Here is a 14,318-nt window from a genome sequence, read left to right as displayed (position 1 = left end):
CCTGCCGCCGCTTGACCGCGGCGTGGTATCGTCGGCACGAGTGATTCGGGATCGCGCATGACTGAGACGGCCGACGATCTGAGCGCCCCGCTCGGACAGGACAAGCCGCGCCGGAAACGCCGGCTGCGGCTGCCGTTCACCGCCCTGCAGCTGGTGGCCGTCCTGCTCGGCCTGTTCCTGATTAGCTTTGCCGGCTTCGCCATCTTCAACAAGGATCCGTTCGGCGGCGAGCCGATGGCCAGGCTCGCGATCCGCGCTCCCACTGCCACGGACGAGAAGCCGGCCGCGTCCGGCCACGGCGCGGAGAGCAAGCCGGACGCCAAGCACGAGACCAAGGAAGCGCCGAAGCAGGCCGCGCCCGGCGAGCAGAAGACCATCACCATGATCGACGGCTCCACCGGCGCCCGCCACGACGTGGTGATCGGCGCAGGCGATGCTGCCGACAAGGGCGAGGCGGCATCCGGCCCGCCGCCCGTCATGGCCGGGATCAATCCGAAGCTGCTGGAGAAATCACGCTACGGCATGATCCCGGTGGTGGCCGACGGGCTGAGGCCGTTCACCGTCTATGCGGCCGATGCCGACCGTGCCAAGGCTGCCAAGATGCCTGTGGTCGCGATCGTGATCGGCGGCCTCGGCGTCGGCGCCGCAAAAACCACCGATGCCATCATGAAGCTGCCGCCGGCGGTGACGCTGGCCTTCACGCCCTACGGATCCGATCCCGGCAAGCTCGCCGAGCGGGCGCGGACGCAGCGCCACGAGATCTTCCTCCAGATCCCGATGGAGCCCTACGACTTCCCGGACAACGATCCGGGGCCGCAGACGCTGCTGACCTCGCTCAGCCCCGACCAGAACATGGACCGCCTGTACTGGCACCTCAGCCGGATGCAGGGCTATGCCGGCCTCACCAATTTCATGGGCGCCCGCTTCATCGCGACCGAGCCGGCGATGCAGCCGATCATCCGCGAGGCGGCCAAGCGCGGCCTCGGCTTCTTCGACGACGGCTCCTCGCCCCGCAGCATCGCGCCCCAGGCGGCGGCCAACCAGGCCGTGCCGTTCGGCAAGGGCGATATCGCCATCGATGCGGTGCCGACGGCGACCGAGATCGACCGCGCCCTCAACAAGCTGGAATCGACGGCGCGCGAGCGCGGCATCGCCGTCGGCACGGCCTCCGCCCTGCCCGTCTCGATCGAGCGCATCAGCGCCTGGACCAAGACCTTGGGCGACCGAGGTATCCTTTTGGTGCCATTGACAACCGCGATGCTGAAATCAAAATCCAGCTAAATCAACGAATTGGTTCGGCACGGGTCTCGCGGGGCCGGCATGCCTTCCAAAAATGCAGGCAAGAGGTCTGGCGGAATGGCGCGTTACGAGGATCTGCCCTACCGGACCTGTGTCGGTGTGATGCTGATCAATCCAAAGGGACTGGTGTTCATCGGCCGCCGCGCCGGCGGCATCGAGCATGTCGACGACACCCATGTCTGGCAGATGCCGCAAGGCGGGGTCGATCCCGGCGAGGACACCTGGGAGGCGGCCAAGCGCGAGCTCTACGAGGAGACCAGCGTGCGCTCGGTCGAGCGGCTCGGCGAGGTCCCGGACTGGCTCACTTACGACATCCCGCGCACGGTCGCCGGGCGCGCCTGGAAAGGCCGCTACCGCGGCCAGCGCCAGAAATGGTACGCGGTGCGCTTCACCGGCAAGGACAGCGAGATCAATGTCGCGAATCCCGGCGGCGGCGGCCACAAGGCGGAATTCGTGAGCTGGCGCTGGGAGTCGATGAAGAATCTCCCTGAGCTGATCATCCCGTTCAAGCGCCCGGTCTATGAGCGCGTGGTGCAGGAATTTTCTGCGCTGGCGGAGGGGTAGCGAGCTTCATCCCAGCACTCCGCTCGTCACCCCCGCCTAGTGCGCAATTGCGCACGGGGGCGGGGGTCCATAACCCCGGACGGGAGTGGTGGGCCGGATATCACCACGAGCTTCCAACCGTCCACCGCCTGTGGTTATGGATTCTCAGGTGCGCAATTGCGCACCAGAGCTCGCGCTCCGCGCGCCCCGGAATGACAAGATGACCAATGAAAAACCCTACCGCCCGAACGTCGGCATCGCCCTGTTCAACGCTGACGGCCATGTGCTGATCGGCCATCGCTTCAAGGGCGACGGGCCCGAGATCATCCTGCCGGGGCTCGACTGGCAGATGCCGCAGGGCGGTGTCGACGAGGGCGAGAACCTGCGCGATGCGGCGCTGCGCGAGCTCTGGGAGGAGACCAACGTCGTCAGCGCCGACTATCTCGGCGAGACCGACTGGTTCACCTATGAATTCCCGCCTTACGATGGACCGCAGACGCATCGCCTCGCAAAGTTTCGCGGCCAGCGCCAGAAATGGTTCGCGCTGCGCTTCACCGGCCGCGACGACGAGATCGATCCGCTGACGCCGCGCAACGGCCAGCCTGCCGAGTTCGATGCCTGGCGCTGGGAGCGCCTCGACCGTGTCGCCGAGCTCGTGGTGCCGTTCCGCCGCGAGGTTTACCGCGCCGTGGCGCGAGAGTTTGCCCACCTCGCGAGCTGAACTTTCGAAAACAACCCCATGCACAGTAGAGATGGGGTTGAAATCGTTAGGTTATTTTGCCGGGATGGACGCATAAAGGGGCGCCTCTGCCAGCGCACCAGTCGGGGCCTCATCTCTAATTGATCGGGCCGACCGTGAATGGGCCGATGGCGATGACGTGGCAGTCGCTGTCGCGCTTGGCGCAGTCGGCGAGCGCGGAATTGACGGCGGTCTGCTCGTCGGCGGCTTTGAGGCCGAGGCCGGCGCGGCCGGACGTGCCGACGGCGACGGCGTTCCAGCCCGTGGCGTCACCGAGCTTGCGGACGACCTCGCCGCGCGCTTCGGCCACGATCGAGGAATTGGAGGCGGCGTTGAAGAAGCCGGTGATCCTGAACAGCGTCGGGATCGGCACGACGAAACTGTCGTCGATCGCAACGACCATGCAGGCAACGCCGGCGATTGCGCCGCACGATTCCAGCGAGCGCTTCGCCGCGTCGTCGGCTGATGATGCGCCCAGCACCATGAAATATTGCCCGCCCGGACTGAGTGCCACCGAGCGCGATTTCGCCGCGGGGGCGAAGATGTTCTCGATCCGGACTTTTTGCGGCTCGCGTACGATCGGAAAATCCTTCGAGGCGAACGGCCGCTCGATCATCGCATCATGCCTGACATAGGGCGGCGGCGGCATCGGCGGCTTGCCGTGCGTGTAAACGATCGTGTTGCCGACGGCGTAGAGCTCGCAGCGCCGCGGCGATTGCGCGGCATCGGCGCGCTTCTGGCACTGTTCGAGTGCCATGTTGCGCGCGGCTTCCTCGCTTGCCTGGTTCAGCGCTGAGCCGGTGAAGCCGCCGACATTGAGCGCGAAGGCCTTGTAGTCGCCGGCCGCAGAATAATCGCCGGCGAGGAAATTGCGGACGCGCTCGTTGATGAAGGGCACGCTGTCGGCAGCAAGCTTGCCGGTCATCGGCGATGCCGATGGTGACGGCGCAGGCATCGGCGCCATCGCGGCGCCGGCGTTAGACGGAGCCATCGGAGCCATCGGCGCCTTTGCCATTTGGGTCGGCATCGGGCTCGGCGTTGCCGCCACCGCAGCCGGCGTTGGGCTCGGCGCCGCATTGGGCGTCACGGCCGGCGCCGCGGCACTCGCGGTCTGCTTGAGCTTGGTGTTGTAGAGAAAGCCGGTGACGACGATGGCGACGATCGAGACGACGGCGACCACCAGCGGCCACATCCACACCGGTGCCGCGGCCACCTTGGAAGCCGCCGTCTTCAGCTGCGGCTTGGCATAGCTGCCGTCCTCGCGCCGCATCGCCACCAGATAGGCGTGCACCGGCGTCGGGATGTTCTTGACCTCCTGCGCGCCGATATCGGCGAACTGCACCGACAGCTTGTTGGCGACCTGCTCATGCACCGCGCGGGAGACGCAGATGCCGCCGACCTCGGCGAGGCCCTCCAGGCGCGCGGCGATGTTGACGCCGTCGCCCAACAGATCGCCGTCGCGTTCGACGACGTCGCCGATGGTGATGCCGATGCGGAACGACATCTGCCGGCTCGGCGGATAGGCCATGTTGCGGGTTCGCAAGCTTTCCTGGATGTCGATCGCGCAGCGCACCGCATCCACCGCGCTCGGAAACTCCGCGAGCACGGCATCGCCCGCCGTGTTGAAGATGCGTCCGCCGGCCTTGGCGATGAAATCGTCGACGACCTCGCGATAGGAGGCGAGACGCCGCAGCGTCTCCTCTTCGTCTTCCGCGACCAGCCTCGAATACCCGGCAATATCGGCTGCGAAAATCGCTGCGATCTTGCGTTTCATCTGCCACCGGCCCCCGGAACAAATCCGCGGGGCGCAGAATGCCGCCATCTCCGGCGCGGTGCAACAAAGTTTCAGCGCCCGCCACGTGGGTGACGAGCGCTGAACTTGTTCAGGAATTCCTTTGCAGGAATGTCTTACCCGAGCCCCGGAGCGGTGCCCCGGGGCTTAGTGCATAGCCGTGGAGTTGAGCTGGTGCTGGATGCTCTTGAAGTGATCCAGTCGCTCGATGGCCTGATCGAGCTCGCCGCCTTCATGCTCCTTCAGATTCTCTTCCATCTCCGCGATCGTCTCGGCGAACTGGGCACGATCGAGCTCATCCAGCGAGGTCGCGACGTCGGCGAGCACGGTCAGGCCCCTCTCGGACACCTCGGCGAGGCCGCCGAGCACGATGACCTTCTCGTGCCTGCCACCGCTGGTGATGGTGAGGATGCCGGGCCGGATCGCAGCCACGACCGGCGCATGCCCTGCCAGCACGCCGAAGTCACCCTCGACGCCGGGAATGTCGACCTGATCGACCTCGCCCGAGAAGGCGAGCTTTTCCGGAGAGACGAGATCGAAATGGAAGGTGGCCATGAGAAACCTGCGAGTAGCGAGTGGCGAATAGCGAGTGGCGGTCGGGAGCAGCTTGTATTCGCTACTCCCTTCGCCGTTCGCCTCTTAGGCAGCTTCCGCCGCCAGCTTCTTGCCCTTCTCGACGGCTTCTTCGATGGTGCCGACCATGTAGAAGGCCGCTTCCGGCAGGTGGTCGTACTTGCCGTCCACCAGGCCCTTGAAGCCCTTGATGGTGTCGGCGAGGTCGACGAACTTGCCGGGCGAACCCGTGAAGATTTCGGCGACGTGGAACGGCTGCGACAGGAAGCGCTCGATCTTGCGGGCGCGGGCCACCGTCAGCTTGTCCTCTTCCGAAAGCTCGTCCATGCCGAGAATGGCGATGATGTCCTGGAGCGACTTGTAGCGCTGCAGCACCTGCTGGACCTGACGGGCGACGGCGTAGTGCTCCTCGCCGACGACGAGCGGGGAGAGCATGCGCGAGGTCGAGTCGAGCGGGTCCACCGCCGGATAGATGCCCTTTTCCGAGATCGCGCGCGACAGCACCGTGGTGGCGTCCAAGTGCGCGAACGAGGTCGCGGGCGCCGGGTCGGTCAAGTCGTCGGCCGGCACGTAGATCGCCTGCACCGAGGTGATCGAACCCTTCTGCGTCGTGGTGATGCGCTCCTGCAGCGCGCCCATGTCGGTGGCGAGCGTCGGCTGATAACCCACCGCCGAGGGAATGCGGCCGAGCAGCGCCGACACTTCCGAACCCGCTTGCGTGAAGCGGAAGATGTTGTCGACGAAGAACAGCACGTCCTGGCCCTGGTCGCGGAAGTGCTCGGCGACAGTCAGGCCGGTCAGGCCGACGCGGGCGCGGGCGCCCGGCGGCTCGTTCATCTGACCGAACACGAGAGCGCACTTCGACTTCACGCTCGGATCCGGATTGTGCGGATCGGCGTTGACCTTGGACTCGATGAACTCGTGATAGAGGTCGTTGCCCTCGCGGGTACGCTCGCCGACGCCGGCGAACACGGAGTAACCACCGTGCGCCTTGGCGACGTTGTTGATCAGCTCCTGAATCAGCACGGTCTTGCCGACGCCGGCGCCGCCGAACAGGCCGATCTTGCCGCCCTTCGCATACGGAGCGAGCAGATCGACGACCTTGATGCCGGTGACGAGAATTTCGGCTTCGGTCGACTGGTCGGTATAGGTCGGCGCTTCCTGGTGGATGGCGCGGATGCCTTCCGACTTGATCGGGCCGGCCTCGTCGATTGGCTCGCCGATGACGTTCATGATGCGGCCGAGCGTACCGTCACCCACGGGAACCGAGATCGGCTGACCGGTGTCGGTCACTTCCTGGCCGCGCACCAGACCTTCGGTGGCGTCCATCGCGATCGTGCGGACGGTCGACTCGCCGAGATGCTGCGCGACTTCCAGCACCAGGCGGTTGTTGCCGTTCTTGGTCTCCAGCGAGTTGAGAATGGCCGGCAGGTGGCCTTCGAACTGCACGTCGACGACGGCGCCCATGACCTGGGTAACGCGACCGATCTGTGTGGCTGCTGTAGCCATTTACTGTCTCCTTCGATCCGAATTTCGTGTCCGGTCAGACTGCTTCTGCGCCGGAGATGATTTCGATGAGTTCCTTGGTGATCTGAGCCTGACGCGTGCGGTTGTAGACCAGCGTCTGCTTGCGGATCATTTCGCCGGCGTTGCGGGTGGCGTTGTCCATCGCCGACATCTGCGCGCCGTAGAACGAAGCGTTGTTCTCGAGCAGGGCGCGGAAGATCTGCACCGCGAGATTGCGCGGCAACAGGCGCGTGAGGATCTCGTCCTCCTCCGGCTCATATTCGTAGGAGGTCGCGCTGGCGTTCGCACCGCCTTCCTCGACGACCAGCGGGATGATCTGCTGGGCGGTCGGGACCTGTGCGATCACCGACTTGAACTGCGAGTAGAACAGCGTGCAGACGTCGAACTCGCCGTTGTCGAACCGCGCCAGCACCTTCTTGGCGATGTCCTCGGCGTTGACGAAGCCGAGCTGACGCACGCTGCGCAGGTCGAGATGCTCGACGATCTGCTTGTCGAACAGGCGGCGGAGCTGCTCGTAGCCCTTACGGCCGACGCAGAAGAATTTCACTTCCTTGCCCTGCGCAGCCAGCGCCAGAGCGCGTTCGCGGGCGAGACGCACGATAGAGGAGTTGAAAGCGCCGGACAGGCCGCGCTCGCCGGTGCAGACCAACAGCAGGTGAACCTGATCGCGGCCGGTGCCGGCCAGCAGCGCCGGCGCGCCGGGCGAGCCCGCCGCGGCGCTGGCGATGTTGGAGATCACCGCGCTCATCTTTTCGGCATAGGGACGCGCGGCTTCCGCCGCGGTCTGCGCGCGGCGCAGCTTGGAGGCCGCGACCATCTGCATCGCCTTGGTGATCTTTTGCGTCGCCTTGGTGGAGGCGATGCGGACGCGCATGTCTTTAAGTGACGCCATTCTTCGTTCACCCCGGCGGTTCGACTGAAGCGTCGGACCGCTAGCCTGTCCCTACCGCAATGCCCGGCCGGGCGCCGGGCATGCTTCTTATTGATTTGCCTCTCGCGAAGCGGTCATGGCCGGACCATCCGGCCATACTTGCTGTTAAGCGAAGCTCTTCGCAAAGCCTTCGACCACCGACTTCAGCTTGCCGGCGGTGTCGTCGGAGAGGTCGCGGCTGTCGCGGATCGAGTTGAGGATGTCGGCGTGCTTGCCGCGCAGCAGCGAGAGCAGGCCGTCCTCGAACGCGCGCACCTTGTTGAGCGGGAGCGGATCGAGATAGCCGTTGGTGCCGGCCCAGATCACGCAGACCTGCTCTTCCATCTTCAGCGGCGAGAACTGCGGCTGCTTCAGGAGCTCGGTGAGGCGCGAACCGCGGTTGAGCAGGCGCTGGGTCGAGGCGTCGAGGTCGGAGCCGAACTGCGCGAACGCCGCCATTTCGCGGTACTGCGCGAGCTCACCCTTGATCTTGCCGGCGACCTTCTTGGTGGCCTTGGTCTGCGCGGACGAACCCACGCGCGACACCGACAGACCGACGTTCACGGCAGGACGGATGCCCTGGAAGAACAGGTCGGTTTCCAGGAAGATCTGGCCGTCGGTGATCGAGATGACATTGGTCGGGATGTAGGCCGACACGTCGTTGGCCTGGGTTTCGATGACCGGCAGCGCCGTCAGCGAGCCCGAGCCCTGGTCCTTGTTCAGCTTCGCCGCGCGCTCGAGCAGGCGGGAGTGCAGATAGAACACGTCGCCCGGATAGGCTTCGCGGCCCGGCGGGCGGCGCAGCAGCAGCGACATCTGGCGGTAGGCGACGGCCTGCTTGGACAGGTCGTCATAGATGATGACCGCGTGCATGCCGTTGTCGCGGAAGTACTCGCCCATGGTGCAGCCGGTGAAGGGCGCGATGTACTGCATCGGCGCCGGATCCGAGGCGGTGGCGGCGACGACGATCGAATATTCGAGCGCGCCCTGCTCTTCCAGCACCTTCACGAACTGCGCGACGGTCGAACGCTTCTGACCGACCGCGACGTAGACGCAGTACAGCTTGATGTTCTCGTCCGGCTGCGCGTTGAGCGGCTTCTGGTTCAGGATGGTGTCGAGCGCGATCGCCGTCTTGCCGGTCTGGCGGTCGCCGATGATCAGCTCGCGCTGGCCGCGGCCGATCGGGATCAGGGCGTCGATCGCCTTGAGGCCGGTCGCCATCGGCTCGTTCACCGACTTGCGCGGAATGATGCCGGGCGCCTTGACGTCGACGCGCATGCGCTTGTCGGCCTGGATCGGGCCCTTGCCGTCGATCGGATTGCCGAGCGCGTCGACGACGCGGCCGAGCAGACCCTTGCCGACCGGCGCGTCCACGATGGCGCGGGTGCGCTTGACGGTCTGGCCTTCCTTGATTTCGCGGTCGGCACCGAAAATAACGACACCGACGTTGTCGGTCTCGAGGTTCAGCGCCATGCCGCGGGTGCCGTTCTCGAACTCGACCATTTCGCCGGCCTGGACGTTGTCCAGACCGTAGACGCGGGCGATACCGTCGCCGACGGACAGCACCTGTCCGACTTCGGAGACTTCAGCTTCCTGGCCGAAATTCTTGATCTGGTCCTTGAGGATCGCGGAAATTTCCGCGGCGCGGATGTCCATCAGCCTGCCTCTTTCATCGCGTGCTTGATCGAATTGAGTTTGGTGCGAAGCGAACCATCCACCATGCGGCTGCCCAGCTTGACGACGAGGCCACCGATGATCGAGGGATCAATCTTCACGTTCAGCGCGACATCCTTGCCGGTCACCGATTTCAGGGCGACCTTGAGGGCATCGAGATTCTTGTCCGAGAGCGCTTCCGCCACGGTGACGTCGGCCGTCGTCTCGCCCTTGAACTTGGCGACGAGCGCGCGGTAGGCGCGAATGACGTCGGCCACCGCGAACAGGCGGCGGTTGGCCGTCAGCACTTTCAGGAAGTTGGCGGCGATGCCGGCGATGCCCGCCTTGTCCAGCACGGCCGAGAGGGCCTTGGACTGGGCGTCGGCCGCGAACACCGGGCTGCGGACGAGGCGCTTCAGATCGGCGCTCTCGTTCAGCAGGGCCTCGAATTTGTCGAGATCGGCTTTGACCGCGTCGACCAAATTCTGGTCGCGGGCCAGTTCAAACAAGGCCGTTGCATAACGGCCGGACACACCGGAAACGGACGTATCTTCTGCAGCCACAGACGCGCTCTTTTTGCTGTCAAACTCGCAAGGGAAAAACCGTCGCCACGAAGCGGCGCCTAGCGATCCAAGCCCTTGGAATTCAAGCGGGACTTCGATTTTCGACCAGCACGGGAGGTGCCGGGCTCGTTAAAATCGCGGCTTTGCTAACATAGCAGGCGCGCAGGTGCAACATGACGCCAAATTAAAGGCATGAGGTTCTGTCGCCAGTTCGTCGCAGCCGCGCGACACATCGCGCGCCGAGGGGCCAGCCGAGGCGGCGGCCTCCCAGCTCACGGAAATTGGCGCCGGCCCTGCCGCCGCGCCCTCCATTGGTTCCTGCCCCTAGCGCATAGCCGCCATGAACACGGATCGCTGAGGCGTGAATCCGCCCCAGCGAGTTCCACAGGCCGAATACTTATCGAATTCTAAACGCTGGCGGCGATGACTTCGCTTTACAGTATTTGTAAGTAATCGGTAGGTTAATAAATCGTTAAAGCCGAAGATTTCGGAACATCGGCCGAATATCGCGCGGCGGTAACAAGATATTTCATGACGACACATACCGGATTTACTGCCCAATTCACGCCTCATTAGGAATCGAAACGCCAACCCGCTCACAAACTGATGGGGGCTCCACTTGCCACAAATGTGGCAATACTAGCTTAGGGACCATTAAATGCTGTCTTTGAAGACGCTGGGCTTTGTGACCCGGCCGCGCACGGCGATTGCTTTCGTCGCCGCAACTCTGATCGTCGGTGGAACTGCCACCGAAGCTTCCGCCAAATCCCGGCATCACCGGCATCACCACCGCCACCACGCCCAGACCGAGGCCAACGCGACCTCCGATTGGCGCAATGCCAATGCGTCGATGACGCCGACCTCCGGCACCGGCCACAGCTTCTCCGGCGTGGCCTCCTATTACGGCAACGAGTCCGGCAGCCGGACCGCCTCGGGCCAGCGCTTCAACCAGAACGCCATGACCGCGGCGCACCGTTCGCTGCCGTTCGGCACCAAGCTGCGCGTCACCCACCGCGGCCAGAGCGTGATCGTCACCATCAACGACCGCGGCCCGTTCATTCGCGGCCGTGTCCTCGACCTCTCCACGGGTGCAGCCCGCGCCATCGGCCTCACCGGTGCCGGCGTCGGCCGCGTCACCGCGGAAGTCGTCTCCTAAGGCGCGACGAGCCGCCTACCCGCGCACTTTTCATCAGTTTGATGCGCGCATGAAAACAAGCCCGCGGTCTTGGGGGACCGCGGGCTTTTTTACGTCCCGTCATTGCGAGCGCAGCGAAGCAATCCAGAATCTTTCCGCGGAAAGACTCTGGATTGCTTCGTCGCAAGGGCTCCTCGCAATGACGTGGAGAGAGTGGGGAATAGCCACTACAAAAAGCTCTGCGGATCGACGTCCACTTCGAGCTTCAGATTGCCTGTCGGCTTCGGGCAGACCGCGAGCCAGCTGCGCAAATAGTCCGACAGGTCGAAACCGCGCGCCGATTTCACCAGGATGCGGAAGCGGTAGCGGCCCTTGATGACGGCGAGCGGCGCTTCGGCGGGGCCGAGCACGACGACGCGCTCGTCGCGCGGCGCGAGCGCGACGAGCTTGCGGCCGAAGCCTTCGGCGGCCGGGCGGTCGCCGGCGGAGATGATCAGGCTGGCGAGCCGGCCGAACGGCGGATAGAGCGTCTTCTCGCGCAGCTCGATCTCGCTGTCGTAGAAGGCCTCGCGGTCGCAGGCGATCAAGGCCCGCATCACGGGATGATCGGGCTGGTGGGTCTGCAGATAGCCGACGCCGCGGCCCTGCTCGCGGCCGGCGCGGCCGATCACCTGGTTGAGCAATTGCCAGGTCCGCTCCGCCGCGCGCGGATCGCCGTTGGAGAGGCCAAGATCGGCATCGACCACGCCGACCAGATTGAGCCGCGGGAAGTTGTGCCCCTTGGCGACGAGCTGCGTGCCGATGATGATGTCGACGCGGCCCTCTGCGATCTCGGCAAGCTCGCTTCGCATCGTCTCGATCGAGGTGATGAGATCGCTCGACAGCACCATGGTGCGCGCGTCCGGGAACAGCGCGGCCGCCTCCTCCTGCAGGCGCTCGACGCCGGGGCCGACCGCAACCAGCGATTCCTCGGCCGAGCAGTTCGGGCAGATATGCGGGCGCGGCATCGAGAAGCCGCAATGGTGGCAGACCAGGCGCTGGCGAAAGCGGTGATCGACCAGCCAGGCGTCGCAGATGGTGCAGGCGAAGCGATGGCCGCAGGCGCGGCACAAGGTCAGCGGCGCATAACCGCGGCGATTGAGGAAGAGCAGCGCCTGCTCGCGCCGTTCGATCGCGGTTCGGATCTCGCCGGCAAGTCGCGGCGAGATGAAGCGACCACGCGCGGGCGGCTCGCGGCGCAGGTCGATGGCCTCGATATGCGGCATGTGCTGGCCGCCGAAGCGCGAGGGCAGCGCGATGCGCTGATAGCGGTTCTTGCGCGCATTGACCTCGGATTCCACCGACGGCGTGGCGGAGGCCAGCACGACCGGAATTTTCGCGATATGCCCGCGCACCACCGCCATGTCGCGGGCATGGTAATGCACGCCGTCGTCCTGCTTGTAGGCCTGGTCGTGCTCCTCATCGACGACGATGAGGCCGAGATTGGCGTAAGGGAGAAACAGCGCCGAGCGCGCCCCGACCACGACCGGCGCCGAGCCTTCGGAGATCGCGGCCCAATTGCGCGCGCGGGTGCGCGGCGTCAGCTCCGAATGCCATTCGATCGGCCGCACGCCAAAGCGCTGCGCGAAACGGTCGAGGAACTGGCCGGTGAGCGCGATCTCCGGCATCAGGATCAGCGCCTGCTTGCCGCGGCGGACCACCTCGGCGACGGCTTCGAAATAGACCTCGGTCTTGCCTGAGCCGGTGACGCCGTCGAGCAGCGCGACATGGAAGGTGCCGTTGGCCGCAAGCGCGCGCATCGCATCCACACCGGCACGCTGGAGCGGCGAGAAGTCCGGCCGGCCGAATTCCGGATCGGGCGCCGGCGGCGGAGGCGGCGGCGGCATCGGCTCCACCGTGAGCGTACCTTCATCGACGAGGCCGTCGATCACGCCCGAGGAGACACCGGCCTCCCTGGCCGCCTCGGACTTGCCGTGCAGCAGCCGGTCCGACAGCACCGCGATGACGCGCGCCCGCGCCGGCGTCAGACGCTTCGGCGGATCGCCGGTCAGGCGCACGCCGGCGCGCACCCGCTCCGGGCCGAGATTTTCGCCCATGCGCAGGCACATGCGCAGCACCATGCCGCGCGGGCTCAGCGTGTAATTGGCGACCCAGTCCACCACCGAGCGCAGCTCCGGCTTGAGCGGCGGGACGTCGAGTTTCTCGCTGACCTCCTTGAGGCGGTTGTGCAGGCGCGGATCGGGATTGGCATTCTCGCCCCAGACCACGGCCAGCACCTCGCGCGGACCGAGCGGCACACCGACGAGATCGCCCGCCTTCAGCTCCATGCCGCGCGGCACCTTGTAGGAATAGGTCTGGTCGAGCGCGACCGGCACCAGCACGTCGACCATGCGGGTGGCGGGGGCGGTGTTGCTGCGCGACGATTGGTCCATGAGCTGAGAATCGGAACCTTGAGGCCTTGAGGCTAGCGCCGCGCGGCGGCCTTAGCGAACAGTAAACTGGTGTGATGCGATATACTGTGCGGAATCACCACGTCCAGAGCGCATGAGCAAAGCGGCCGCCCCACACATCGAGCTCGCCAGCGCCGATCCCTCGATCGCGCAGGAGATGGCGCGCTGGCTTTCGCATCTCGGCGCCGAGCGGCGGCTGTCGCCGAAGACGCTGGAGGCCTATGGCCGCGATCTGCGGCAGTGCCTGGATTTCCTCAGCAATCATTGGGGCGAGCGCGTCACGCTCAAGCGCTTCGCCGCGCTGGAGGCGACCGACCTGCGCGCCTTCATGGCGATGCGCCGGGCCGACGACATTGCCGGCCGCAGCCTGATGCGTGCGCTGGCGGGCCTGCGCTCGTTCGGACGTTTCCTGGAGCGCGAGGGCAAGGGCAAGGTCGGCGCATTGTCGGCGATCCGCGCGCCGAAGGTGGCGAAGAGCTTGCCAAAACCCCTGCCGATGGCATCCGCCAAGCGTCTTGCCGATGCCGACGAGCGTGCCGGCGAGGAACGGGAGACCTGGATCCTGGCGCGCGATGCCGCGGTGATGGCGCTCTTGTACGGATCGGGGCTGCGCATCTCCGAAGCGCTCTCCCTGAAGCGCCGCGAGGTGCCGCGTCCCGGCGAGGGCGACGTGCTGGTCGTGACCGGCAAGGGCAACAAGACCCGCATGGTGCCGGTGCTGCAGAACGTGCTGGAGCTGGTGCAGGAATACGTTTCGATGTGCCCCTATCCGCTGCCGGCGGAAGGGCCGATCTTCGTCGGCGCACGCGGCGGTCCCTTGAGCCCGCGCATCATCCAGCTCGCGATGGAGCGGCTGCGCGGTGCGCTCGGGCTGCCGGACAGCGCCACGCCGCACGCGCTGCGCCATTCCTTCGCCACGCATCTGCTCTCGCGCGGCGGGGACTTGCGCGCCATCCAGGAATTGCTCGGCCATTCCTCGCTGTCGACGACGCAGGTCTATACCGGGATCGATTCCGAGCGGCTGCTGGAGGTCTATGCCAGCGCGCATCCGCGGCGCTGAGGCACGGCCGTGCGCACCGCACCGCAACGGCAGACAGGCCGTCGACGACCGGTGGAATAGAGCGGATTTCCGTT

General features: G+C 65.8%; 12 protein-coding genes. 5 read left to right on the top strand and 7 right to left on the bottom strand.

Features of this window, described 5'->3' with window-relative positions:
* The first annotated feature begins 57 nt into the window (after positions 1-57).
* The 3 genes from ACNJYA_RS02105 to ACNJYA_RS02095 all read left to right on the top strand — a co-directional run bounded on the left by ACNJYA_RS02105 (position 58) and on the right by ACNJYA_RS02095 (position 2,563).
* Positions 58-1,281, top strand: coding sequence for a divergent polysaccharide deacetylase family protein (locus tag ACNJYA_RS02105; protein ID WP_439365183.1), 1,224 nt, complete (start codon positions 58-60; stop codon positions 1,279-1,281).
* 75 nt (positions 1,282-1,356) lie between these two features.
* Positions 1,357-1,863, top strand: coding sequence for an RNA pyrophosphohydrolase (locus tag ACNJYA_RS02100; RefSeq protein ID WP_172788820.1), 507 nt, complete (start codon positions 1,357-1,359; stop codon positions 1,861-1,863).
* A gap of 199 nt (positions 1,864-2,062) precedes the next feature.
* Positions 2,063-2,563 carry an RNA pyrophosphohydrolase gene (locus tag ACNJYA_RS02095; protein ID WP_439401946.1) on the top strand — a complete coding sequence of 167 codons (501 nt, stop codon included), beginning with the start codon at positions 2,063-2,065 and terminating at the stop codon, positions 2,561-2,563.
* Between the two features lie 115 nt (positions 2,564-2,678).
* Here the strand turns inward: ACNJYA_RS02095 and ACNJYA_RS02090 are convergent, their stop codons facing one another.
* The 6 genes from ACNJYA_RS02090 to ACNJYA_RS02065 all read right to left on the bottom strand — a co-directional run bounded on the left by ACNJYA_RS02090 (position 2,679) and on the right by ACNJYA_RS02065 (position 9,599).
* Complete coding sequence (locus tag ACNJYA_RS02090) at positions 2,679-4,355, bottom strand: adenylate/guanylate cyclase domain-containing protein (RefSeq protein ID WP_439401945.1); 1,677 nt, start codon at positions 4,353-4,355, stop codon at positions 2,679-2,681.
* 165 nt (positions 4,356-4,520) lie between these two features.
* On the bottom strand, positions 4,521-4,928 hold the full coding sequence (locus tag ACNJYA_RS02085; protein WP_172788823.1) for a F0F1 ATP synthase subunit epsilon: 408 nt from the start codon (positions 4,926-4,928) through the stop codon (positions 4,521-4,523).
* An 84-nt stretch (positions 4,929-5,012) separates the two neighbouring features.
* Positions 5,013-6,455 (bottom strand): F0F1 ATP synthase subunit beta, encoded by a 1,443-nt coding sequence (atpD, locus tag ACNJYA_RS02080; RefSeq protein WP_172788824.1) that lies wholly within the window; start codon positions 6,453-6,455, stop codon positions 5,013-5,015.
* Between the two features lie 34 nt (positions 6,456-6,489).
* The gene (locus ACNJYA_RS02075) at positions 6,490-7,365 is read right to left on the bottom strand and encodes a F0F1 ATP synthase subunit gamma (protein WP_172788825.1); all 876 of its coding nucleotides are present in this window, start codon (positions 7,363-7,365) and stop codon (positions 6,490-6,492) included.
* A 144-nt stretch (positions 7,366-7,509) separates the two neighbouring features.
* A complete protein-coding gene (gene atpA / locus ACNJYA_RS02070; protein ID WP_172788826.1) occupies positions 7,510-9,039 on the bottom strand; it encodes a F0F1 ATP synthase subunit alpha in 1,530 nt (509 codons plus the stop codon).
* Complete coding sequence (locus ACNJYA_RS02065; protein ID WP_439401944.1) at positions 9,039-9,599, bottom strand: F0F1 ATP synthase subunit delta; 561 nt, start codon at positions 9,597-9,599, stop codon at positions 9,039-9,041. The genes atpA and ACNJYA_RS02065 overlap by 1 nt, the downstream gene beginning before the upstream one ends.
* Positions 9,600-10,257: 658 nt before the next feature.
* Here ACNJYA_RS02065 and ACNJYA_RS02060 point away from each other — a divergent pair.
* Positions 10,258-10,755, top strand: coding sequence for a septal ring lytic transglycosylase RlpA family protein (locus ACNJYA_RS02060; RefSeq protein WP_172788828.1), 498 nt, complete (start codon positions 10,258-10,260; stop codon positions 10,753-10,755).
* A gap of 206 nt (positions 10,756-10,961) precedes the next feature.
* Here ACNJYA_RS02060 and ACNJYA_RS02055 read toward each other — a convergent pair whose 3' ends face one another.
* Complete coding sequence (locus ACNJYA_RS02055; RefSeq protein ID WP_439401943.1) at positions 10,962-13,166, bottom strand: primosomal protein N'; 2,205 nt, start codon at positions 13,164-13,166, stop codon at positions 10,962-10,964.
* A 112-nt stretch (positions 13,167-13,278) separates the two neighbouring features.
* Between ACNJYA_RS02055 and ACNJYA_RS02050 the strand changes: the two genes are divergently transcribed.
* The gene (locus ACNJYA_RS02050) at positions 13,279-14,244 is read left to right on the top strand and encodes a tyrosine recombinase XerC (protein ID WP_212257652.1); all 966 of its coding nucleotides are present in this window, start codon (positions 13,279-13,281) and stop codon (positions 14,242-14,244) included.
* Positions 14,245-14,318: the final 74 nt, after the last annotated feature.

Origin of the sequence: Bradyrhizobium sp. BLXBL-01 (assembly GCF_051853025.1) — a bacterium.
Taxonomy (GTDB): Bacteria; Pseudomonadota; Alphaproteobacteria; order Rhizobiales; family Xanthobacteraceae; genus Bradyrhizobium.
The sequence above is the reverse complement of the archived record's forward strand: the minus strand, read 5'-3'. Positions and strand labels throughout refer to the sequence as shown.